A 24371-nucleotide genomic window follows, 5' to 3' on the forward strand; every position below is an offset into this window, starting at 1 on the left:
GACCGTGACCCGTGACGGCGGGACCGGCGCCACGGGCGTCGACCCCCAACAGCTCTGGCTCGGCCCGGCCCAGCCGCGCAGGGGCCGCAGGCCCGCCTTCAGCCGTGAGGCGATCACGGCGGCGGCCGTCGCCCTGGCGGACGCGGAGGGGCTCGAAGCGGTCACCATGCGACGGGTCGCCGAACGGGTCGGAGCGGGCGTGATGTCGCTCTACAGCTACGCCCCCGACAAGGAGACGCTGCTGGAGCTGATGGTCGACCACGTCAGCGGCGAACTCCCGACGACGTCCGCCCACACCGGCGACTGGCGCGCCGACCTGAGGGCCATCGCCCAGGTCCAGCGTGACCTCATGCTGCGACACCCGTGGCTGCCCGCCGCACTGACCACCCGCCGCGTCCCCGGCCCCAACACCCTTGCCTTCCTGGAGCGCGCACTGGCCGCGCTGCGCCCCACCGGTCTCGACGGCACAGCGAGACTGGAGGCGTTCGCCCAGCTCACCGCGTTCGTGGCCGGACACGTCGCCCACGAGATCGCGCAGGCATCCGTCGCACGGTCACCCGACCGATCGGCGGGCGAAGCCCGCTACCTGGCCGCTGTCGCCGCCGACGGCCACCACCCGGAACTCGCCGAAGTGCTCTCCGCACCCGGCCGCCCCCTCACCCCGGACGCCACGTTCAGCCGCTTCCTCAACCGCCTGATCGACGGCCTCGGCACGGACTGATCCCGCTCGACGCGGAGACGGGCCGGTCCTAGGCGAGGCCGTCCCGGGGGAGCCCGTAGACGCGGTACGCGTTGTCGCGGCCCGTCCACGTGGCGATGCGGAGCGCGTCGGGCAGGCTCAGTTCGTCGGAGTCCACCCGGGACTGGAGCAGATCGGCCAGCCCTCGCCGGAAGGCCAGCGCACCGAGGTGGAAGAACTCCGCGACCCCGTAGGCGTCCGAGCTGTGCAGCAGCTTGCGGAACGGGGTGATCTCCAGTGCCTCCTCCAGCACCGCACGCGCGCGGGCCGGGCCGACGTGGTGCAGGGTGAGCCCGACATCGAGGTACACCCGCTCGAAGACCGCCGCCAGGTAGGCGGCCTGCCGCTGGTAGGGCCAGCAGTGCAGCAGCAGCACCGGGACGGTGCCGGAGGTCAGGTGCAGCCAGTCGGTCAGACGGGTGGGGTCCACCCGGTGCATCCGGATGTCGTTGTCCCCGAAGCCGACGTGCAGTTGGAGGGGCAGCCCCAGGTCGACGGCGGTCCACAGCAGGTGGCGCACGAGCACCGGGTCGTCCAGCCGGGGGCGCGGGTCGGGCCCCCTGCCGCCTGTTCCTCTGCCGCCTGTTCCTCTGCCGTCCGTTCTCCTGTCATCTGTGCGCCTGCCGTCTGTTCCCCCAGGGCCCAGCCACCGTGCGGCCGCCGCCGTGACGTCCGCGTCCGACGGGCGGTTCGGGTCCAGGTCGAACCCCGTGCGGTAGGCGGCCACCGACTTCACCGCCACCGCGCCCCGCCGCTCGACGGCGTCCCGTACGGCCGCGCGGAACGCGGTGGCGTACTCGCCCGGCTCCACACCCTCCGCCGCCAGGCCCTCGGCGACGCTCTCCAGCCGTACGACCTCGTACGCGACGGAGGCACCGGCCGCCGCCACGAGTTCCGCCGGTGTCGTGACGCGGTCCGGGGCGTACCCGGTGTCGACGCAGAACACGTCGGTTCCGGCGGCCGTGACGAACCTCCGGTTCACCTCGCGCCAGCCCAGTTCGACCCGGCGTGCCAGGTACTCCGCGGCGGGCGCGTGCCGTGGCAGGTCCAGTACCGGAGCGCAGTGCCGGCGGATCGCCACGCCGACAGGGGTGTCGAAGGGTGAGATTCCGCGGCCCGGCCACGCGGCGCCCTCGGTGATCAGCGACTCGAACCTCTCCGCGTCCGGATCGGCGATGACCACACCGTGGCAGTGGTGGTCCACGAGAGGCAGCCCGGCGAGGGCCTCGTGGACCGGTCCGGTGGCCGGGGATACGGGACTCACGCCGGTCAGTACTTCCACCGGTACGCGGCTGCCACGAGTTCGTCGTCCTGTTCGGCCACGGCCGCGGTCTCCCCCTGACGCACGGCGATCACGGCGTCGGCGAGGACCGGCTCCAGCGCGGCGCGCAGCACCTCGTCCCGGCGGAACTCCTCGACGGAAGCCTCCAACGATGTCGGCAGGCGGTGCACGCCCCGGGCCGCCGCTTCATCGGTACTCAGGCGCGCCGGGTCCCCGCTGATCTCCTCGGGCAGGGGCGCGGCCGACTCCAGGCCGTCGAGCCCGGCGGCGATCAGACAACCGAGGGCGAGGTAGGGATTGGCGGCCAGGTCGACGGGCTTGACCTCCAGATTCGCCTCCTGGCTCTGGCGGCCCGTCATACCGGTGATGACGCGCACCGCGGTCTCACGGGTCTCGCGGCCCCAGGCGGCGAACACCCCCGCCCACTGCGAGGGCCTGAGCCGCAGATGGCTGGCCGGGGACGGGGCGGTGACGGCCGTCAGCGCCGGGAGATGCGTGAGCAGACCGGCCACGAAAGACTCGGCCTCGGCCGTCATGCCGTACCGCCGGTCGCCCCCGGCATGCAGGTTCACCCCGCCGCGCCATGCGGAGAGGTGGATGTGCCCGCCGTTGCCGACCCCCTCGGCGAGGACGGCCGGCGAGAACGACGCCCTGAGCCCGTGGCGCCGCGACACCGCCCGGATGGTCTGCCGCACCAGCACACTGCGGTCCGCGGCGGCCACCGGGTCCAGCGCACCCACCGAGATCTCGAACTGACCGGCCGCGTACTCGGGGTGGATCTGGTAGACCTCCACACCCTGCGCCGCGAGCGCCGTCAGCAACTCCAGGGTGTAGTCGCTGAGTTCGACCTGCCGGGTGGCGCTGTAGGCCGGGCCGCTGACGCCGGGGACGAACGTGTCACCGGGCGCCGTGGCCTGCCCGACGGCCCACTCGACCTCGACAGCCGCCTTGAACTCGATGCCGTGACGCACGGCCGCGTCCGCGACGATCCGGCGCAGGAAGGTACGGCTGCACGCCGGGTGCCGCGCCCCCTCCTGAGTGATCCGGTCGACCGGGGCCCACGCCCAGCCGGGCTGCGCGGACAGGGCCACGACCTGGTCGAGGTCGGGGTAGAGGCGCAGATCGCCGTCAGGGGAGCCGAGCACGTCCGTGGACACGATCGAGTCGTCCGCGAGGAACGTGTCGAACACCGGCGACATCCCGACGCCCCAGGCCGACGCCGAGGCGAGCCGCGACACCGGGATCGTCTTCACCCGGCAGATGCCCGCGGTGTCGACATAGGCGAGGACGACACCGTGCACACCCTTCGTGGACAGGTCCTTGGCCTGGGCCCTGGCCCGCCCGACGTCTTTCGGGCGACCGCCGGGGACTGGATCGGCCAGGGTCGTCATACGTCCTCCTCGCGTGCTCGGTGCTCCGCTCAGGGTTTCACGGCCACCGCCCCGAACCGCGGTACCACGACGGGGGAGCCCGAGTCGGCACGCCAGTGCGAGCACGCCACCGGACCAGGTGCGGCCGCCCCTTCTCCACGGGTGCTGTCATCGGCGGGGCAGGCCGCAGCCCATTCCCTCACCGGGCGAACTCCGGGCACTGCCTCCAACTTCTCTTCCCGGCCTATTGGTTGACGCTTCATCGCCGTGACACCCGTAGATCTTCGATGCGTCAACGAGGTTGCCTGACACTGTTCTGGGCATGTCAATCCTGCCTGAATGCCCCCACCCCCACGGATTGACCAGGAGGACGCATTGAAGACGCGTGCGCGGAGGCTCCGCAGAGCATCCCTCGTTTCCGGCAGCGCTGTTGCACTGGTGATCGCCTTCCCCGGCAGCGCGCTCGCAGCCCCGCCCCCGGCCCTGCCGGCCAACGCGGACACCACCGAGCAGACATGGCAGCCGGCGTACGACTACGACACCGACGGCTGCTACTCCACGCCCGCCATCGGGCCCGACGGAACCGTCAACGGAGGCCTCAACCCGACGGGCGCCCTCAACGGCCAGTGCCGCGACGCCTCGGACCTCGACAACACCAACGGCTACTCCCGCTACAAGTGCAACAACGGCTGGTGCGCCGTCATGTACGGCCTGTACTTCGAGAAGGACCAGGCCGTGGCCGGCAGCAGCCTCGGCGGCCACCGCCACGACTGGGAGCACGTCGTGGTGTGGGTGCAGAACAACCAGGCCCAGTACGTCGCCACGTCGGCCCACGGCAGCTTCAACATCTACACCCGCGACCAGATCCGCTGGGACGGCAACCACCCGAAGATCGTTTACCACAAGGACGGCATCAGCACGCACGCCTTCCGCCCCGCGAACTCGAACGACGAACCGCCGGAGAACCACAAGGGCACCTGGCAGTACCCGCCGTTGGTCGGCTGGAACGGTTACCCCGCCGGGCTGCGCGACAAGTTGAGCGCGTACAACTTCGGCAGCGCCAACTTCGGCCTGAAGGACGGCAGCTTCAACTCCCACCTCGCGGCGGCCAAGCCGTCGGGCATCTCGTTCGACCCCAACGCCTGACAGCCGGGTCGGACACGGCACCCCTCACCGGCCGGAAGCGCCAGGGCGCGGACAACTGGTGGGGGGTGCCCCCGTGCGGGGACGGAGGCGAGAGTTCCTGTTCATGTGAGGTACGCTCGTCGTACGTGATCGCGCGGGAATCCCGCGGTGGCGCATCGGGACGTGGCGCAGCTTGGTAGCGCACTTGACTGGGGGTCAAGGGGTCGCAGGTTCAAATCCTGTCGTCCCGACTTAAGAACATGCACGGCAGAGGCTGTTTCTGAGTAATCAGGAACAGCCTCTTCGTCGTTCGCGGGGACGAGACGGGGTATCCCTGTGGCCGACCATGGCCCGGAGTCCCGTCCGCTCTCACGCATTGTCCTCTGGGACGAGGTCGCGCGAACGACTCCCCGGTGGCCTGGACTACGTGAATTTCCGTCCGGCGGCGGAAGATTCCCCTTTGCCCGCGCCGGTAGCTTTTCCGTAAAGCTGCGAAGTCGCTTCAGGAGAAACTACCGGTGGAGAACGAATGACCGTCGAACAGGTGTTGCCCCCGTCTCCTCTGAAAGGAGAGCATGATTCGCTGCCCGCCGTCGCGGACACGGGCAGCGCCGCACGTGCGGAACGGCTGATGTCATTTCTGCGTCAATACGCGGAGGGACGCGTCAATTCGGCGCTGATGGACGACCGGCGCAGTGTGACACCGGCCGCGATTCTCGATCTGGGAAAGGCCGGACTGTTCGGACTCCAGGTCGCTCAGAAGTATGGAGGCCTGGAACTCTCCCATGCCGACGCCTACCGCGTGATAGCCCAGGCGGCGGTCATGGACACCAATCTCGCGCTCATCGCGGGCGTGCACAACGCGATCGGAGTGACGCCGATCCGCGTGTTCGGTGACGACAGGACCAAGGCGATGGTCCTGCCGGAGATCGCCCGGGGCAGGAGCCTGGCGACCCTCGCGGTCAGCGAACCCGGCGCCGGATCGAATGTGCAGGGCATCACGACGACGGCCACCGCGGTGCCCGGCGGCTACGTGGTGAACGGGCGGAAGTGCTGGATCAGCCTGGGCGCCTGGGCCGGCCATGTGAACCTGCTGGCGAAGACCACGGACCAGCAGGGGCGGCCCACGGGACTGTCGGCGTTCCTCGTGGAGGGACACAGCGACGGGTTCGTGCCCGGTCCGGAAGCCGTCACCCTCGGCATGAAGGCGTTCCCGCAGAACCGCATCGACATCACGAACCTGCGGCTGCCGTCCGAGGCGCTGCTCGGCGCCGAAGGCCAGGGGATGGCCGTGGCCCAGAGCGCGTTCTACGGCGGGCGCGGCATGCTGGGCGGTGCGTGCGTCGGTGTCATGAAGCGCTGTCTGCAGCTCACCGGCCGGTTTGCCGCGCGCAGGCACGTGGCCACGGGCACGCTGCTCCACAACGGCCGTGTCCAGCAGATCCTCAGCGAGTGCGTGGCGGCGACCCGCGCGGTCGAGATCCTCGTCCAACAGGTCGCCCATGACCTCGACTCGGGTTGTGAGGTCTCGCCGGAGCTCTATTCGGCCTGCAAGATCCTGGCCACCGAGCTGGCGTTCCGGGTCGCGGACTGGTCCGTGCAACTTCTCGGCGGGCGCGGATACCTCGACACGAATGTCATCGGACAGCTTTTCCGGGACATCAGGCTGCTGCGCATCTTCGAGGGCGCCACGGAGACACTCACCGTGTACATGGGATCCGTCATCTCCAAGGAACCACGGAATCTCATCGAGCTCGTTTCCGGCCGATACCGTGCCGTGGGGACCATGGAACTGCTCGGAAAGACCTACGACCGTCTGGTGGCCGGACTGCCCGCAGCGGACCGGGGACTGCGGGCCGCTCTCCGTGACAAGCACATTCTCGCCAGCATCACGGGCGAGCTGGCCTGCTGGGGACTGTTGTCCGCCATGACGGAGTACACCGCGCACCGCACCGGTACCGAACTCGACCGGTACACCGCGTTCTGGGCCGGCCGGCAGCTCCATGACCGTGTTCAGCAAGCGGGGGACGCGAAGCGGCAGTTCGAGGTGCTCGACGCCGCCTTCCTCTCCGAGCGGATCGCCGAGTACGCGACGGAGATCGGGGATGTCCAGCAGAGCCTGGCCGGAGAGGACCGACAGCTCGACGCGCTGCTGAGCCGGCCTTGACGGACCGCGTTTCCCGTCCCCACCGCCGTAGTCCTCATGTGAAAGGTGCGGTCTGATGTTCGCACGGCTGGGCGGCCTGGTCGTCCGAGCGCGCTGGCTGGTCATCGCGTTGGCCGTCGGGGTCCTCGCTGTCGGAGGAGTCTGGGGCACACGCGTCGTCGATTCGCTGAGCGACGGCGGGTTCTACCCGGAGCACGGTCCGAGCGCCGAGGCGGACCGGCGTATCGAGAAGGAATTCGGCAGGCAGAACGCCGACGTCGTGGTGGTCTACACGTCCGACCGGTCCACGATCGACGACGCGTCCTTCACCGACCCCGTGCGGGACAAGCTCTCCGCCATCGCGGAGCGCGGCGAGGTCGCCGACGTACGATCCTACTTCGGCACCCGTTCTCCGGCATTCGTCTCCCGGGACGAACACTCCACCTTCGCGGTGATCAGCCTGGTCGGCACGGACGAGGAGACACGTGCCGACCAGTTCGAGATGGTCAGGGAACTGCTCCCCGTCCCCGGAACGACGACGCTCGTCGGCGGCCGGGAGGCGGCGCTCGCGGACTTCAACAAGAAGACCGAAGAGGGAATCCTCACCGCGGAGATCATCGCGACGCCGATCCTCACGGTGCTCATGCTGATCATCTTCGGGGGTGTCGTCGCGGCCTCCATGCCGCTCGTCGTGGGCGTGCTCGCGGTTCTCGGCGGTTTCACCATCACCAGGCTGCTGACCTACGTCACCGACATCTCGGTCTTCGCCATCAATGTGATCACCATCATCGGGCTGGGCCTGGCCATCGACTACTCGCTGTTCATCGTCAGCAGATTCCGCGAAGAGCTCGCGGCCGGGGCCGACGAACGGACAGCCGTCGTACGCACCATGGCCACGGCGGGACGGACCGTGGTCGTGTCCGGTGCGACGGTGCTCCTGGCCCTCGCCGGACTGCTGATCGTGCCGTTGCCGTTCCTGCACGGCATCGCCCTGGGCGGCGGCGCCGCGATCGGGGTGGCGATCGTCAGCGCGCTGGTGGTGCTGCCGGCCGTCCTGGTCGTCCTCGGCAGGCGCATCGACGCCCTGAGCATCCGCGGCCGCCGCGGACCCCGCCGCCGGGACACGAGCGAGGACACGAACGGGGATGCGAGCGGTGGCACGAGCGGAGACGATGGCCTCGGCATGTGGGCGAGGGTGGGCTCCGCCGTGATGCGCAGGCCCGCCGCCTGGCTGGTCGGAGTCCTGGCCGTCCTGATCGTCGCGGCCACCCCGTTCCTCCACGCCACCTTCGAGACCGTGGACGAGCGGGTCCTGCCCGCGGGCACGGAGAGCCGTGTGGTCGCGGAGACGCTGAAGTCGGAGTTCCCCGGCGGCGCCGACGGGACGCTCCTGCTGATGGTCGACGGAGGCGGGCGTACCGCGGCGGAAACCGTCGGTGGTGCAGTCAAGCGCATGGACCATGTGGCCTCGGTGACCCCGATCGCCACCGAGGGCGGAGCGACCCTGCTCCAGGTGAAGGCAGCGGACGGGGAACAGGGGCCAGGAACCCGCGCACTGGCCCGGGAACTTGACGGACTCGCACCACCCGAGGGCGCCACACTGCACGTGTCCGGCCTGGCCGCCCAGGTCAACGACCAGATGGACGCCATCGCCGACGGGCTCCCCTGGCTGGCGCTGACGGTCGTCGGCGTGACGCTGGTGATGCTCTTCTTCGCCTTCGGATCGGTCCTGATGCCCATCAAGGCCGTCCTGATGAATCTGGTGTCGATCGGTGCGGCATTCGGCGCGGTGGTGTGGAGCTTCCAGGACGGCCACCTGGCGGGAATCCTGGGATTCACCGCGCGGCCCGTCGAAGCCAGCAATCTCGTCCTGATCCTGGTGCTGCTCTTCGGGCTGGCCACCGACTACGAGGTGTTCCTGCTCTCCCGGGTGCGGGAGGAGTGGGACGTGAGCGGTGACAACACCAGGTCCGTCATGGTCGGAATGCAGCGCACCGGCGGGATCATCACGGCCGCCGCGCTCCTGCTGATCGTGGTGGTCGCGACGTTCACCACCGGAGGCGTGAGCTTCCTCAAACTCATCGGCATCGGAATGACCGTCGCCATCTTCGTGGACGCCACACTCGTCCGGATGGTCCTGGTGCCGGCCACGATGAGGATTCTCGGTGACGCCAACTGGTGGGCGCCGCGCCCGTTGCGCCGCTTCTACGCCACGTACGGGATCAGGGAGAGTGCCGAAGTCCCGGCGGCACGGGGCCGGGCCGCCACGGCGTCCGAGACGACCACGGTCTGAGCGACGACGAGTCCCTCGTCAGGCCGCCACGAACAGCGCTGCCGTCGACGCGACGGAGACCAGTACCGCCGCGTCGACGAGCAGTGTGGGGAACGGCGCACGAGCCCTCAGCCGAGTGGTGAGCGCGCCGATCATCAACGCCAGAAGGCCGATCGACGACGCCAGCCCGAGCGGCGGGGCCAGCAGCCCGAGCATCAGGCCGCTGCCACCGGCCAGTTCCAGACCACCGATGACGGGCCACAGGGCGGGCACGAGGCCCAGCTGGTCGCGGACCTCCAACGACTGCCGGATTCCCAGCACCTTGACGCCGCCGGTCGACAGGAACAGGAGGCCGAGTGCCGGGGCGAGCACGGTCAACGCGACATTCATCGGTGTCCTTCGGCCGTCTCCGGGTCGTGGTCCGGGAATCATAAGCGGCCACGACACGGGTGAGGGGCGGATGGCACGGGCCGACGGTGTGATCCCGTCGGCCCTCGGCCAGGCCGCCCCGCGCGCCGTCAGTCGATGTCAGTCGATGTCAGATCGGCGTCAGGACACGGTGCGCGTAGACGATGAGTTGTGTCCGGTCCCGCAGGTCCAGGACGCGCAGCATGGCGGAGACGTGACTCTTCACCGTGGACCTGCTCACGCCCAGAGAACCGGCGATCTCGGAGTTGGACAACCCGCGGGCCACCAGCGCCAGTACCTCCCGCTGACGGGAGGTCAGCCCCGTCTGCCCTTCCGTCCTGGCGGAGAACCATGCCGCATCGCTCGGTGCGCTGCTGTCGAGCAAGGCCTGCATCATGCTCTCCGGCAGTGCGGTTCCCCCGTCCGCGACGGTCATGATCTCGTTCACCAGACGGCGTGTGGGGCAGTTCTTGAGGATCACGCCCCGAGCACCGGCCCGCAGCGCCTCGTATGCGGAGGCGCCCGTGTCGGCCATGGACATCGCCACCACATACGGAGAGACGTCCGCTGCGGCCGCGATCAGATCGCCGACGAGTGCCGAGGTCTCCGGTGCCGAGAGGTGGTCGATGCACACGGTGATGACGTCCGCCGCGCAGGTCTGGACGGTCCTCACACATTCCTGCCGGTCGAAGAACTGCCCCACCAACTGGATGCTCGGCTCGTTGCGGAAGAGTGAGGCGAGTCCTGCCAGGGTCAGGAAGTTGGGGTCGTACACGATCACCCGGACGGTGCTCGTGGATACGGTGGCCGCCGCTCCTCGACCGACTTTACGGTCGAGTTCCCCGAGTCCCACAGGTTTCCTCGGGTGACCGTGAGATAATTTGGAAACCTTTGAAGTTCGGAATACGTCCGTCAACAGAAAATCCCCCGTCTCTCATTGGCAACATCCTCGGCCGTGCCGTGCGGGTCCGGAATGCCCGAGGAGTGCCGGAACTGTGCCCGACCAGGATACTGGTGAGCCGCGACCGGGGTGTTATGGCGTCGTTTCTTGTGGTTGCCGGTACGTGTTGTGTCCAATAACGTTGCTGAATTTGATTGAGTTATGTCGGGGTCGAGTTGGTGTTCCGATTCCTCGGCTTGCCGTAAGCCGGTCACCCAACGCAGACGCCGCCCCGGCCGGAAATGCTTCCGGTCGGGGCGGCGGGGGTGCGGCCCCTCGGTCCGCTGGTGATGCTGGTGGTGCCGGTGGTGGGTCAGGCGAGCGAGGTCAGCGTCTCGTTCCAGGTGGCCGACGGGCGCATGATGGCGGAGGCCTTGGCCGGGTCGGGCTGGTAGTAGCCGCCGATGTCGGCCGGCCGGCCCTGGGCGGCGATCAGCTCGTCGACGATCTTCTGCTCGTTCGCGAAGAGCGACTCGGCGAACGGGGCGAAGGCCTTGGCCAGGTCCGCGTCCTCGGTCTGCCTGGCCAGCTCCTGGGCCCAGTACAGGGACAGGTAGAAGTGGCTGCCGCGGTTGTCGATGCCACCGACGCGACGGGTCGGGGACTTGTCCTCGTTGAGGAAGGTCGCCGTGGCGCGGTCGAGGGTGTCGGCGAGGACCTGGGCGCGGCCGTTGCCGGTGAGCTTGGCGTACTGCTCGAAGGACGGCACCAGGGCGAAGAACTCACCCAGCGAGTCCCAGCGCAGGTAGTTCTCCTTGACCAGCTGCTGGACGTGCTTCGGGGCGGAGCCGCCGGCGCCCGTCTCGAAGAGGCCGCCGCCCGCCATCAGCGGGACGACCGACAGCATCTTGGCGCTGGTGCCCAGCTCCAGGATCGGGAACAGGTCGGTCAGGTAGTCGCGCAGCACGTTGCCCGTGACGGAGATGGTGTTCTCGCCGCGGCGGATGCGCTCCACGGACAGCTGGGTCGCCTCGACCGGGGAGAGGATCTTGATCTCCAGGCCCTCGGTGTCGTGCTCCGCCAGGTACTGGTTGACCTTGGCGATCAGGTTGGCGTCGTGGGCGCGGGTCTTGTCCAGCCAGAACACCGCCGGGTCGCCGGTGGCGCGGGCGCGGGTGACGGCCAGCTTCACCCAGTCCTTGATCGGGGCGTCCTTGGTCTGGCAGGCGCGGAAGATGTCACCGGCGGAGACGGTCTGCTCGATGACGGCGTTGCCGGACTGGTCGACCAGACGGACCGTACCCGTGACGGGGATCTCGAAGGTCTTGTCGTGGCTGCCGTACTCCTCGGCCTTCTGCGCCATCAGGCCGACGTTCGGCACCGAGCCCATGGTGGACGGGTCGTAGGCGCCGTTCTCACGGCAGTCGTCGATCACGGCCTGGTAGACACCGGCGTAGCTGCTGTCCGGCAGGACCGCGAGGGTGTCGTGCTCCTGTCCGTCCGGGCCCCACATGTGGCCGGAGGTGCGGATCATGGCCGGCATGGACGCGTCGACGATGACGTCGGACGGGACGTGCAGGTTGGTGATGCCCTTGTCCGAGTCGACCATCGCGAGCTCCGGGCCCTCGGCGAGCTCGGCGTCGAAGGAGGCCTTGATCTCGGCGCCCTCGGGGAGGGACTCCAGGCCCTTGAAGATGCCGCCGAGGCCGTCGTTGGGAGTCAGGCCGGCCGCGGCGAGCGCCCCACCGTACTTCGCGAACGTCTTCGGGAAGAAGGCGCGCACCACGTGACCGAAGACGATCGGGTCGGAGACCTTCATCATCGTGGCCTTGAGGTGCACGGAGAACAGCACGCCGTCGGCCTTCGCCCGGGCGACCTGCGCGGTCAGGAACTCGCGCAGCGAGGCGACGCGCATCACGGAGGCGTCGACGACCTCGCCGGCCAGCACGGGTACGGACTCGCGCAGGACCGTGGTGGAGCCGTCGTCGCCCTTGAGCTCGATGCGGAGGGTGCCGGCCTCGGAGATCACCACGGACTTCTCCGTGGAGCGGAAGTCGTCGACGCCCATGGTGGCGACGTCGGTCTTGGACTCGGCGGACCAGGCGCCCATGCGGTGCGGGTGGGTCTTGGCGTAGTTCTTCACCGAGGCCGGGGCACGGCGGTCGGAGTTGCCCTCGCGCAGGACCGGGTTCACGGCGGAGCCCTTGACCTTGTCGTAGCGTGCGCGGATCTCGCGCTCCTCGTCGGTCTTCGGGTCGTCCGGGTAGTCCGGCAGCGCGTAGCCCTGGCCCTGCAGCTCGGCGACCGCGGCCTTCAGCTGCGGGATCGAGGCCGAGATGTTCGGCAGCTTGATGATGTTCGCCTCAGGGGTCTTGGCGAGTTCGCCCAGCTCCGCGAGGGCGTCCGGGATGCGCTGGCCCTCCTCCAGGTACTCCGGGAATCCGGCGATGATGCGTCCGGCCAGCGAGATGTCACGGGTCTCGACGGTGACCCCGGCCTGTGCGGCGTACGCCTGGATCACCGGCAGGAAGGAATGGGTCGCCAGGGCGGGCGCCTCGTCAGTGTGGGTGTAGATGATGGTCGAGTCAGTCACCGGGTGCTCCGCTCCACGTCTGCAACATTGCTCGACATCAAGATATCTCGTGACCGACCGGGGCTCGACAGGGGTCGCGGTATCGGTTGGGTACGTGTGGGCGGACGGGCGGGGGCTGTGGGGTGTGGGTGTCGGTGGTGGGGCGGGTGGCCCTGGGGTGCGGGCACCGGCCGGGAGGTTTTGCCCCCGCCGCCCCTACCCGTCCCATCCCCCAGGGGCTCCGCCCCTTCGACCCCGACCAGGGGGCTGCGTCCCCTTGGAACCCCGCCCGAGGGGGCTCCGCCCTCGTGTCCCCGGCCTTCGGGGCGTTGCCCCGCCCCCGGCCTCGCCTTCGGGGCTGCGCCCCGGACCCTGCTTCGGGGGCCGGCCCCCGGACCCCCGCTCCTCAAACGCCGGAGGGGCTGAATGTGCGGGCGGCGCTGGAATGCGCAGGCGGGCTGGAATGCGCAGGGTGGGGCCGGGCTTTTGCCGGCCGGGGCTGAAAGCCTCCGGCTGGGGTTTCCGGCCGAGGCCAGACACCCCCAGCCCGTCCGGCGTTTGAGGGCGAGGCCGTTCAGGCCGACAGCGGGGGTCTGGGGGCGGCAGCCCCCAGGGAAGGGATGGGACGGGTAGGGGCGGCGGGGGCGAACAACCCCCGGACGTACCCCTACGGCGCCACCTCGGTCACCTCGGCCGTCATCGCCTCCCGCTGGTGGGGGATTCCCGCCGCGCCCTGCGGGAACATGACCGTGCGCCGCGGTGACGGGATGCGGATGCCCTCCGTCTGGTACCGCTTGTGCAGTCGCTTGATGAACTCGTGCTTGATCCGGTACTGGTCGCTGAACTCACCCACGCCCAGGATGACCGTCATGCCGATGCGCGAGTCCCCGAAGGTGTGGAAGCGGACCGCGGGCTCGTGTTCGGGCACGGCCCCCGTGATCTCCGCCATCACCTCGGCCACGACCTCCTCGGTCACCCGCTCCACGTGCTCCAGGTCGCTGTCGTACCCGACACCCACCTGGACGAGGAGCGTCATCTGCTGCTCGGGCCGGTTGAAGTTGGTCATGTTCGTCCCGGCCAGCTGGCCGTTGGGGATGATGACCAGGTTGTTGGAGAGCTCCCTGATCGTCGTCTGGCGCCAGTTGATGTCGGTGACATAGCCCTCCTCGCCGCTGCTCAGCCGGATGTAGTCACCGGGCTGCACCGTCTTCGAGGCCAGGATGTGGATACCCGCGAACAGGTTGGCGAGGGTGTCCTGCAGCGCCAGCGCCACCGCGAGACCGCCGACACCCAGCGCGGTGACCAGCGGGGCTATGGGAATGCCCAGCGTCTGGAGAATCACGAGGAAGCCGATCGCGAGGACCACGACCCGCGTGATGTTGACGAAGATCGTGGCCGATCCCGCGACGCCGGTACGGGACTGGGTGACCGTCCGCACCAGCCCGGCGATCAGGCGACCCGAGGTGATCGTCACCACGAAGATCAGCAGCACGGTCAGGGCCTGGTTGACGTTGTGTCCGACCGTGCGGGTCAGCGGCAGCAGTGCCGCCCCGGCCGCCACGCCTCCGACGATCGCGGCCCAGGGCACCAGCGTCCGCAGCGCGTCGACGATGACGTCGTCACCGCTCCAGCGCGTGCGTGTCGCGTGCTTGCCCAGCCAGCGCAGCAGCATGCGCAGCAGGAACGCCAGCAAGAGGCCCGCGCCCAGGGCCACGCCGGCCATCACGAGATCGTCGAGCGTGAGTTCCCGGTTCATCGGTCGCCTCCCGAAGGACGCGGCGAACGGCCCGCGGGCCGGATGTGATGTGTCGTCACCTTGCCACCTGCTCGAATTGCGGTCTGCACGATCGCGCCCGGACGTGAGTACGACGCCGGGCAAGACCGCTCATCCTGCCGCATGCGGGTGGCCACCCGTCACCATGCCTGTATGAACTGGCCACTGACGTCGTACATGCGGCTGCTCAGATCACCTTCAGCCGGACCAGCGCCCCCAACGTCAGCGCCCCCGGCAGTAGCGGCAGCCACACCGTGATGATCCGGAACGCCAGCACCACCGCGGTCGCCACGGCCACCGGGCCACCGGCCGCCACCAGCGCGATCACCAGCGCCGCCTCCACCGAGCCGATGCCGCCCGGCGTCGGGATCAGCGCGACCGCGACCGTGGCGGCGAGATACGCGACGACCATGTGGGCCACGGGCACGTCGAGGCCCAACGCCAGCCCCACGGTGGTCAGTCCGGCCGCCTGGAGCAGGGGAAACGAGAGCGAGCCGCCCCAGAGGGCGAGCACACGGGCCGGGCGGGTGTGCACCGAACGGGCCTCGGTGAGCGCCGTACGCAGGAAGGACAGTACGGCCGTACGCACCCGCCGTACGGCGGCCAGGACCACCGCCGCCACGCACAGCACCGCTCCGGCCGCCAGCATCAGGGGTCCGGCCGCCGTGTCGGGGAGCAGGGCGCCGAGCCGGAGTGCGCCGGGGAACGCGACCAGCAGGGCGAGCAGCAGACCCACGCGGGCGATCGACTCGGCCAGCAGGTACAGCGCCAGCGCGGCGGAGGAGCGGGCGAGGGGCACCCCGCACACCGTCATGAAGCGCAGGTTGACGGCCGACGCGCCCAGACCGGTGGGCAGCAGGTGGTTGGCCGCGCCCGCCGCGAACTGTGTCGCGAGCAGGCGGCGCACGGGCAGCCGTTCGACGAGCGCTCCCTGCCGGGTGACCGCCGCCGCGACCCAGGTGAGGCAGGTCACGCCTACGGCCGCCACGAGCCATGGCCACTGGGCCTTCGCCAGGTGCCCGAATCCCGCCAGGAGCACTTCGTGGTGGCGCACCGCGACCACCAGAACGAGCGCGAGCGGGACCAGGCACAGGATCTGGCGGATAGGGATACGCGAGGCACGGCCGGAAAGTCCGGAACGGCCCTGGGGGAGTCGTACCGCTGTCACGTTCGCAGAGGTTTCCCGCCGCGCACCAACGGGCGGTTGCGGGCGCGGGGACGGCGGCTGACGCTCCGGACAAGGGGAGACGGCAGACGCAACCTGGTTGACCTCAAGAATGCTTGAGGTTCTAACCTCTGGTCCATGAGCATGGAGACCACCGCCTGGACCCAACTGCACAGCGTCATGAACGCGCAGGAGCGCAGACCCGTCGCCCGCGCGACGCTGCGCCGCATCGCAGCCTTCGCCCGCCCGCACCGCAACCGCATCGCCCAGTTCGTCCTGCTGAGCGTGGTGACAGCGTTTCTCGCCGTCGCCACACCGGTGCTCGCGGGGCGCGTCGTGGACGCCATCGTGTCCGGCCACGACGAGGGCGTCGTCGTACGTCTGGCCGTGCTCATCGCCCTGATCGCGCTCGCCGAGGCGGCCTTCGGCCTGCTCGGCCGCTGGTTGTCGGCGAACCTCGGCGAAAGCCTCATCCTCGATCTGCGGACGGCTGTGTTCGATCATGTGCAGCGCATGCCCGTCGCGTTCTTCACACGCACCCGTACGGGCGCGCTCGTCAGTCGTCTCAACAACGATGTCATCGGTGCGCAGCGGGCGTTCAGCAACACCCTGTCCGGAGTGGTGAGCAACCTCGTGACGCTCCTGCTCACCCTCGCCGTGATGCTCACCCTGTCCTGGCAGGTCACGCTGCTCTCCCTGGTCCTGCTGCCGGTGTTCGTGGTGCCCGCCCGTCGCATGGGCCGTCGCATGGCCGGGCTCCAGCGGGAGGCGGCGAACCTCAACGCGGCCATGGGCACCCGGATGACCGAGCGCTTCTCGGCACCCGGCGCCACCCTCGTCAAGCTCTTCGGGCGCCCCGGCGACGAGTCGGCGGAGTTCGCGGCGCGGGCCCGGCGGGTGCGGGACATCGGGGTCCGGACCGCGATGGCCCAGTCGGCGTTCATCACGGCCCTCACTCTGGTGTCGGCCCTGGCACTCGCGCTGGTGTACGGCCTCGGCGGCTGGCTCGCCCTGCGCGGCAGCCTGGAAGCGGGCGCAGTGGTCTCCCTCGCCCTCCTGCTGACCCGCCTCTACGCGCCGCTCACCGCGCTCGCCGGGGCGCGCGTGGAGATCATGAGCGCCCTGGTGAGCTTCGAGCGCGTCTTCGAAGTGCTGGATCTGAAGCCGCTCATCGAGGAGAAGCCGGATGCGCGGGCGGTGCCGGACGGTCCGGTGGCCGTGGAGTTCGAGAACGTCCGCTTCGGCTACCCGTCCGCGGACAAGGTCTCCCTCGCCTCGCTGGAGGAGGTCGCCTCCCTCGACACCCGCGGCGGCGCGGAGGTCCTGCACGGCGTCTCCTTCCGCGCCGAACCCGGCCGGACCGTCGCACTCGTCGGCTCGTCCGGCGCGGGCAAGTCGACCATCGCGGGGCTCCTGCCCCGGCTGTACGACACCGACGGCGGCACCGTCCGTATCGGCGGCGTGGACGTCCGCGACCTGACCGCCGCATCGCTGCGCCAGACCCTCGGCATGGTCACCCAGGACGGCCATCTGTTCCACGACTCGGTACGCGCCAACCTGCTGCTCGCCCGGCCCGACGCCACGGATGAGGACGTGTGGGACGTCCTCCGCCGCGCCCGCCTCGACGACCTCGTGCGCTCCCTGCCCGACGGCCTGGACACGGTGGTCGGTGAACGCGGCTACCGGCTCTCCGGAGGCGAACGCCAGCGCATGACCATCGCCCGCCTGCTGCTCGCCCGCCAGCGTGTCGTCATCCTCGACGAGGCGACCGCCCACCTGGACAACACCTCCGAAGCGGCCGTCCAGGAAGCCCTCACCGAAGCCCTGGAGGGCCGGACGGCCGTGGTCATCGCCCACCGCCTGTCGACGGTACGGGCCGCCGACCTGATCCTGGTGATCGAGGCCGGCCTGATCGTGGAGCGCGGGACGCACGACGAACTCCTGGCCACGGACGGACGCTACGCGGAGTTGTACCGCACACAGTTCGAGAAGCACGCGATGGAGGCCGCGGCGGGCGTGACAGGGATCGCTCCTGCCGACGAGACGGCGGCGTAGACAGGGACCTCCGGCTCGGCCGTTCCGCCCACGATGACCGTTCCGCCCACGATGACCGTTCCGCCCACGATGACCGGGCCGCCCACGATGACCGGGCCGACCGGGTCGACCGGATCGCCGACCGGATCAGAGTGTCGCCGCGTGATCGGGGACGTACGTCTGCAGATCGCGCGGCGTCCGCTCGTAGCCGGTCGACGGCGGGCGCGGCGGCAGGTCGAGCACCGTCGGCGGCACCTCGTGGTAGGGCACGGTGCTCAGCAGGTGCGCGATCATGTTCAGCCGGGCCCGCCGCTTGTCGTCGCTCTCGACGACGTACCACGGTGCCTCCGCGATGTCGGTGTGCACCATCATCTCGTCCTTGGCACGGGAGTACGCCTCCCAGCGGCTGATCGACTCCAGGTCCATGGCCGAGAGCTTCCAGCGCTTCGTCGGATCCTCCAGCCGCCGCCGGAACCGCTCCTCCTGCACGTCGTCGCTCACGGAGAACCAGTACTTCCGCAGCAGGATCCCGTCCTCCACCAGCATCCGCTCGAAGATCGGGCACTGGCGCAGGAACAACTGGTGCTCCTCCTTGGTGCAGAAGCCCATCACGTGCTCGACCCCGGCGCGGTTGTACCAGCTGCGGTCGAACAGCACGATCTCTCCGCCGGCGGGCAGTTGCTCGACGTACCGCTGGAAGTACCACTGGGTGCGTTCGCGCTCGGTCGGTTTCGGCAGGGCCACGGTCCGGGCCACCCGCGGGTTGAGGTACTCGGAGACCCGCTTGATGGTGCCGCCCTTGCCCGCCGCGTCCCGTCCCTCGAAGACGACGACGAGCCGGGCGCCCTCCGCCCGTACCCACCCCTGCAGCTTGGCCAACTCCGTCTGCAGGCGCCGCAGTTCCCGCTCGTACACCTCGCGCGGCACTTTCGCCGCGTCCTTGCCGGCCATGCCGCCTCCAAGGTCGAACGCCAGAACAGCACCGTACTGACAGGTGCCGGCCCGCGCACCGTGGCAGCGCGTCCCTGACCTCGCGTGAACAGGGCACTCAGGGCTGGCCGACTGGCCCCCGGGTCGGCCCCGGACAGCCCACGGGGCGGTTCTCCGCACCGCTTGGAGAGGCCCCGGCTGCTGGCCGACCACCGGATCAGCGGACTGCCGGTGGTCGACGAGGACGAGAAGGTCATCGGCATCATCTCCGAATCGGACCTGGTGGTCCGGCAGACGGACACTCCCGGCCCGGTCGAGCCGAAAGCGTCGCTTCCGGTTCGCCAGGGGGCCACGCTGCGCCCGCGGGCAGGCGGCGAAGGCGGATGCCCGCACCGCAGGCCGGCTGATGACCGCGCCGCCCGTCAGCGTGTGGGCCGACGACACCATCGTCGAGGCCGCACGCACCATGGCGCAGCGGCGCGTGGAGCGGCTGCCCGTCCTCGACGACGAAGACCGGCTCGTCGGCATCGTCACCCGGTGCGATCTGCTCCAGGTCTTCCTGCGGCCGGACGGGGACATCCGCCAGGAGGTGATCGAGGAGGTGCTCGTCCGTGCGCTGCGCCTGGCGCCCCGGAGTATCGATGTCTTCGTGGTCGAGTTCGTGATCGCCCTGGACGGCCACATGGAGCGCGAGAGTGAGGCGGAGATCGCCGTTTCCATGACACGTCAGATCGACGGCGTGGTGGCGGTCATCGACAGGCTCACCCGCTGACTGGACGACTCGCACCTCCGTCCCGACGAGCCTCCCCCGCACGGCGGCGCCGACGAGGCGACGAACAGCGAGGCGCCGAGGCGGACGCTCAGCCCCGGCCGAGTGCTTCTACTCAGTGCCGGTGCCATCTGGCAGGAGGGTCCCCACAGCGTGCTCCACCTCCGCGATGCGGTCGGCGAGCCCGGCCGTGTCGGTTTCCTGTCTGTTGCGCAGAAGCAGCTCGATCTGGGCTAGCTGCTCGGTGATCTCCGTGAGCCGGTCCGCGTCTCCCTCCATCGCGCGCATCGCCAGCTGGCGGTTCTTGCGGTGCAGATCGAGAAAGACGTTGACCTTGGTGCGCAGCACCCACGGGTCGACGGGTTTGGCGATGAAGTCGGCGGCGCCGATCGCGTATCCCCTGTAGGCGTAGTCCGCATCGCCCTCGGTCCCGGTCACCAGAATGATGGGCACGTCCTTGGTCTGGTCGAGGCGCTTGATGTTGGCGGCGGTCTCGAAGCCGTCCATGCCGGGCATCCGGACGTCCAGGAGGACGACCGCGAACTCCTGGCGCAGCATCGCCTTCAGCGCTTGCTCGCCCGAGTGCGCGCGGACCACGTGCTGGTGCAGCGGGCCGAGTACGGCCTCGAACGCGATGAGGTTCTCCTCCATGTCGTCGACGATGAGGATGCTGCACTGGTCGGCCAGGTGGGCGCTCACGGCGTGTCCCCGGGTGGATCGTCGGCACTGTCGTCCGCGCCCGGCAGTTCATCGGCGACGCCGGGGTCCTGAGCCGGAGCCGCGGAGTCGCTCTGCGGGTCGAGCAGATCACACATGACCGACAGCAGCCGGTCGACGTTCACCGGCTTGGGCACGTAGTCGGTGGCTCCGCTGTCGATCGCCTTGTCACGGTCTCCGGGCATCGCCTTGGCGGTGAGGGCGATGATCGGCAGGTGAGCGAGACGGGGGGTGCCCCGGATGGTGCGGATGGTCTCGTATCCGTCCATCTCGGGCATCATGATGTCCATCAGGACCAGGGACACGTCAGGGGACCGCTCCAGGACCTCGAGGCCCTCCCGGCCGTTTTCCGCGTACCTCACGGTGATACCGACACGGCCCAGTGCATGCGTGAGGGCGAAGACATTGCGGATGTCGTCGTCGACGATGAGGATGCGGCGGCCCGCCAGGACCCGGCCGGGGCGCCCGCTGAGCCATTCCTTGAGCCGCGTCGTCTCCGGCCATGTGTCCTCTCGGCCGTTGGCGGTCCCGGTGGTTCCCCGGCCCAACGGGTCGTTGGCGAGGGGGTCCGGAGCCAGGGCGTCGGCGCTGAGGTTCCCCGCGTTGTCGAGCACACGCTCAGGTGACGCCTCCTCGGTGGCGGCCGCCGCCGGCACCCGGGTCTCTGCGGGAAGCGCGGGCGCGACGCCGACGCTCCGCAGGTCCGCCCGGCCCTGCGCAGACGCAGCGGTGACGCCGGGGTGGTGCGAGGGAATGTAGAGGGTGAACCGGGAGCCCACCCCCGGCTCGCTCTCGGCGACGATCTTGCCGCCGAGCATCCCGGCGATCTCCCGGCTGATGGACAGGCCGAGGCCGGTGCCGCCGTACTTGCGGTTGGTGGTGCCCTCGGACTGCTGGAACGCTTCGAAGATCATCGGAAGCTTTTCGGGGGCGATACCGATCCCGGTGTCCTTCACGGAGAACGCGATGACGGCTTCCGCGTTCTTGAGTGTCTCCTCAGCGAACCGCTTCCCCGGCACCCGGTTGACGCGCAGCTCCACGCTGCCGGAGTGGGTGAACTTCACCGCGTTGGACAGCAGGTTGCGCAGCACCTGCTGGAGGCGCTGCTCGTCGGAGTACAGCTCGGCCGGTACGTCCTTCTCGACCGCGATCTCGAAGCCCAGACCGCGATCGATGGTGAGCGGCCGGAAGGTCGCGTGGACGTAGTCGAGCAGTTTGATCAGCGGGAGCATCTTCGGACGCACGTCCATCCGCCCGGCCTCGATCTTCGACAGGTCGAGGATGTCGCTGATCAGCTGGAGCAGATCCGAACCCGAGCGGTGGATGGTGGTCGCGAACTGTACTTCCTGTTCGGTCAGGTGTTCGTCGGGGTTGTCGGCGAGCAGCCGGGCCAGGATCAGCAGCGAGTTGAGCGGTGTGCGCAGCTCGTGCGACATGTTCGCGAGGAACTCCGACTTGTACTGCGAGGCGGTCGCGAGCAGGGCGGCCTTCTCCTCCAGCTCGGCGTTGGAGCGCTGGAGTTCGTCCGACCGTTCACGCAACTCGGAGGTGAGCCGCTGGGACTCCGACAGCAGCGACTCCGTACGCGAGTTGGCGATGATCGTGTTGATCGAGACCCCGATGGTGTTGGCGAACTGGTCGATGAACGCCAGGTGCACATCGCTGAACTTGCTCAGCGAAGCCAGCTCGATCACTCCGAGCACCTGGTCCTCGAAGAGGACGGGCCGGATGACGATGCTGGCCGGACGGGCCGTGCCGAGCCCCGAGTTGATGGTGATGTAGTCGGGCGGGGCGTCCATGATGAGGATGCGCTGCTTCTCCTGCGCGGCCTGTGCGATCAGCCCGCGGCCCGGGGTGCCGGTGCCGGGGAGTGGGCTGCCCCCGCCGGCCTGGTCGGTGCCGTACCCGGCGATGAACTGGAGACCCTCGCCGGGAGGTGCCCCTGTCTCGGCCAGGAAGAACGCACCGAACTGTGCGTTCACCAACGGGGTCAGCTCGCGCAGGATCAGGTCGGCGACCTCCACCAGGTCGCGGTGGCCCTGCATGAGCGCGGCCATACGGGTGAGGTTGGACTCCAGCCAGTCCTTGGCACGGGTGGTCTCGCGAAGGTTGGAGACCATGAGATTGATGTTGTTCTTCAGCTCGGCGACCTCACCCTGTGCCTCGACCGTGATGGCGCGGGACATGTCGCCCTGGGTGACCGCGCTGGCCACCTCCGCGATCGCCCGGACCTGGGTGGTGAGGTTCAGGGCCAGTTCGTTGACGTTGGTGGTCAGCCGCTTCCACGTTCCGTAGACGCCCTCGACACGGGCCTGACCGCCCAGCTGCCCCTCACTCCCGACCTCCCGGGCGACGCGGGTGACCTCGGACGCGAACGAGGAGAGCGTGTCGACCATCGTGTTGATGGTCGTCTTCAGCTCCAGGATCTCGCCGCGCGCGTCCACGTCGATCTTCTTCGACAGGTCGCCCTGGGCGACGGCCGTGGCGACCTGGGCGATGTTGCGGACCTGTGAGGTGAGGTTGTCGGCCATGAAGTTGACGTTGTCCGTGAGGTCCTTCCACACTCCGGAGACCCCGCGGACCTGGGCCCGGCCGCCCAGCGATCCCTCCGTGCCGACCTCGCGCGCGACCCGGGTGACCTCGTCGGCGAACGCGCGCAGTTGCTCGACCATCGTGTTCACGGTCTCCTTCAGCTGCAGGATCTCGCCGCGCGCATCGACCGTGATCTTCTTCGAGAGGTCGCCGTTGGCGACCGACGTGGTCACCTGGGCGATGTTGCGGACCTGCGAGGTCAGGTTGGACGCCATGAAGTTGACGTTGTCCGTCAGCTCCTTCCACACGCCCGAGACCCCGCGGACCTGCGCCTGTCCGCCCAGGTTGCCCTCGGTGCCGACCTCGCGCGCGACCCGGGTGACCTCGTCGGCGAACGCCGACAGCTGGTCGACCATCGTGTTGATCGTCGACTTCAGCTCCAGGATCTCGCCCTTCGCCTCCACCGTGATCGTCTTTCCGAGGTCGCCCTGGGCGACGGCCGTGGCGACCTGGGCGATGTTGCGGACCTGTGAGGTGAGGTTGTCGGCCATGAAGTTGACGTTCTCCGTGAGGTCCTTCCACACCCCGGAGACCCCGCGGACCTGCGCCCGGCCGCCGAGCTGCCCCTCGGTACCGACCTCGCGGGCGACGCGGGTGACCTCGCCCGCGAACGCCGACAACTGGTCGACCATCGTGTTCACGGTGCTCTTGAGCTGAAGGATCTCGCCCCGGGCGTCCACCGTGATCTTCTGGCTCAGGTCGCCGGTGGCGACCGCTGTGGTCACCTGGGCGATGTTGCGGACCTGCGAGGTCAGGTTGGACGCCATGAAGTTGACGTTGTCGGTTAGGTCCTTCCACACCCCGGAGACGCCCGGTACCTGCGCCCGGCCGCCCAGTTGCCCTTCCGTGCCGACCTCGCGGGACACCCGGGTGACCTCGTCGGCGAACGCACGCAGCTGGTCGACCATCGTGTTCACGGTGAGCTTCAGCTCCAGCAGCTCGCCGGTCGCCTCGACCGTGACCTGCTGGGTCAGATCGCCGCGTGCAACCGCCGTGGTCACCACCGCGATGTCGCGCACCTGCGCGGTCAGCCGGGAGGCCATCGTGTTGACGGCCTCGGTCACGTAGCGCCAGTCGCCGGCCAGCCCCTGCACCGTGGCGCGCCCGCCGAGACGGCCCTCGGTGCCGACCTCCCGGGCGACGCGGGTCAGCTCGCCGGTGAACAGCGACAGCTGCTCCACCATGCGGTTCACCCCGCGCCCCAGGCGCCGTAGATCGCCGCGGAGCTGGCGCCTGCCGTCGTGCAACTCGGCGCGCTGCGTCAGATCACCGTCCGCGACGGCATCCAGCACGCGTGTGGCATTCACGATCGGGACGGCCAGTGCTTCCAGCAGCGTGTTGGCCGCTTCCACGCTCGTCGTCCACCCTCCCTGCCCGGGACTCGCCGCGAGTCGCTCGTCCAGTCGCCCCTGCCGGACCACCTCACGGCGCACCCGGTCGAGCTCCGAAGCAAGGTGCGCATTCCGCGTGATGATCTGGTTGAACACCCCCGCCATCTCGGCGAGGACTCCTTCGGGCAGATTGCCCATGCGTACGGTGAAGTCGCCGTCACAAAGGGAATTCATGGCTGCGAGCAGCGGACGCAATTCGGCCACG

Annotated in this window: 15 protein-coding genes, 1 tRNA gene and 1 pseudogene; 7 read left to right on the top strand and 10 right to left on the bottom strand. The window is 69.4% G+C overall.

Annotated elements, in window-relative coordinates; translation table 11 throughout:
* Window positions 1-4: 4 nt before the first annotated feature.
* A complete protein-coding gene (locus E0500_RS25245) occupies window positions 5-721 on the top strand; it encodes a TetR/AcrR family transcriptional regulator C-terminal domain-containing protein (RefSeq protein WP_131569639.1) in 717 nt (238 codons plus the stop codon).
* A 28-nt stretch (window positions 722-749) separates the two neighbouring features.
* On the opposite strand, the gene E0500_RS25250 is transcribed toward E0500_RS25245, so the two are convergent.
* Entirely contained in the window at window positions 750-2003 is a 1254-nt protein-coding gene (locus E0500_RS25250) for an amidohydrolase family protein (RefSeq protein ID WP_131569641.1), read from the bottom strand.
* A gap of 5 nt (window positions 2004-2008) precedes the next feature.
* Window positions 2009-3412 carry a glutamine synthetase family protein gene (locus E0500_RS25255; RefSeq protein WP_131569643.1) on the bottom strand — a complete coding sequence of 468 codons (1404 nt, stop codon included), beginning with the start codon at window positions 3410-3412 and terminating at the stop codon, window positions 2009-2011.
* A 318-nt stretch (window positions 3413-3730) separates the two neighbouring features.
* Between E0500_RS25255 and E0500_RS25260 the strand changes: the two genes are divergently transcribed.
* The 4 genes from E0500_RS25260 (at window position 3731) to E0500_RS25275 (ending at window position 8955) form a co-directional block, all read left to right on the top strand.
* Complete coding sequence (locus E0500_RS25260; protein WP_131569645.1) at window positions 3731-4537, top strand: NPP1 family protein; 807 nt, start codon at window positions 3731-3733, stop codon at window positions 4535-4537.
* A gap of 156 nt (window positions 4538-4693) precedes the next feature.
* Window positions 4694-4767, top strand: a tRNA-Pro gene (locus tag E0500_RS25265).
* Window positions 4768-5147: 380 nt separating this feature from the next.
* Entirely contained in the window at window positions 5148-6683 is a 1536-nt protein-coding gene (locus tag E0500_RS25270; protein WP_181587124.1) for an acyl-CoA dehydrogenase family protein, read from the top strand.
* 55 nt (window positions 6684-6738) lie between these two features.
* Entirely contained in the window at window positions 6739-8955 is a 2217-nt protein-coding gene (locus E0500_RS25275; protein ID WP_131569649.1) for an MMPL family transporter, read from the top strand.
* 18 nt (window positions 8956-8973) lie between these two features.
* Here E0500_RS25275 and E0500_RS25280 read toward each other — a convergent pair whose 3' ends face one another.
* The 5 genes from E0500_RS25280 to E0500_RS25300 form a co-directional block, all read right to left on the bottom strand.
* Window positions 8974-9324, bottom strand: a complete 351-nt coding sequence (locus E0500_RS25280) for a DoxX family protein (protein ID WP_131569651.1) — start codon at window positions 9322-9324, stop codon at window positions 8974-8976.
* A gap of 148 nt (window positions 9325-9472) precedes the next feature.
* Window positions 9473-10195 (bottom strand): response regulator transcription factor, encoded by a 723-nt coding sequence (locus E0500_RS45060; RefSeq protein WP_131569653.1) that lies wholly within the window; start codon window positions 10193-10195, stop codon window positions 9473-9475.
* A 400-nt stretch (window positions 10196-10595) separates the two neighbouring features.
* On the bottom strand, window positions 10596-12815 hold the full coding sequence (locus tag E0500_RS25290; RefSeq protein ID WP_131569655.1) for an NADP-dependent isocitrate dehydrogenase: 2220 nt from the start codon (window positions 12813-12815) through the stop codon (window positions 10596-10598).
* Window positions 12816-13461: 646 nt separating this feature from the next.
* Window positions 13462-14550 (bottom strand): mechanosensitive ion channel family protein, encoded by a 1089-nt coding sequence (locus E0500_RS25295; protein ID WP_131567055.1) that lies wholly within the window; start codon window positions 14548-14550, stop codon window positions 13462-13464.
* A gap of 205 nt (window positions 14551-14755) precedes the next feature.
* The gene (locus E0500_RS25300; RefSeq protein WP_131567058.1) at window positions 14756-15736 is read right to left on the bottom strand and encodes a lysylphosphatidylglycerol synthase transmembrane domain-containing protein; all 981 of its coding nucleotides are present in this window, start codon (window positions 15734-15736) and stop codon (window positions 14756-14758) included.
* 141 nt (window positions 15737-15877) lie between these two features.
* Between E0500_RS25300 and E0500_RS25305 the strand changes: the two genes are divergently transcribed.
* Window positions 15878-17788, top strand: a complete 1911-nt coding sequence (locus tag E0500_RS25305) for an ABC transporter ATP-binding protein (protein ID WP_181587270.1) — start codon at window positions 15878-15880, stop codon at window positions 17786-17788.
* A gap of 126 nt (window positions 17789-17914) precedes the next feature.
* On the opposite strand, the gene ppk2 is transcribed toward E0500_RS25305, so the two are convergent.
* Window positions 17915-18718, bottom strand: a complete 804-nt coding sequence (gene ppk2, locus E0500_RS25310; RefSeq protein WP_131567064.1) for a polyphosphate kinase 2 — start codon at window positions 18716-18718, stop codon at window positions 17915-17917.
* 111 nt (window positions 18719-18829) lie between these two features.
* Here ppk2 and E0500_RS25315 point away from each other — a divergent pair.
* A pseudogene (locus tag E0500_RS25315) lies at window positions 18830-19466 on the top strand (CBS domain-containing protein); the annotation flags it as partial.
* A 111-nt stretch (window positions 19467-19577) separates the two neighbouring features.
* Here the strand turns inward: E0500_RS25315 and E0500_RS25320 are convergent.
* Both E0500_RS25320 and E0500_RS25325 read right to left on the bottom strand, forming a co-directional pair.
* Window positions 19578-20117 carry a response regulator gene (locus E0500_RS25320; RefSeq protein WP_220141296.1) on the bottom strand — a complete coding sequence of 180 codons (540 nt, stop codon included), beginning with the start codon at window positions 20115-20117 and terminating at the stop codon, window positions 19578-19580.
* 44 nt (window positions 20118-20161) lie between these two features.
* Window positions 20162-24340: a HAMP domain-containing protein gene (locus E0500_RS25325; RefSeq protein ID WP_258572926.1), complete on the bottom strand. Its 4179-nt coding sequence runs from the start codon at window positions 24338-24340 to the stop codon at window positions 20162-20164.
* Between the last annotated feature and the right edge of the window lie 31 nt (window positions 24341-24371).

The organism is Streptomyces sp. KM273126, assembly GCF_004337435.2.
GTDB classification, from domain to species: Bacteria; Actinomycetota; Actinomycetes; order Streptomycetales; family Streptomycetaceae; genus Streptomyces; species Streptomyces acidicola.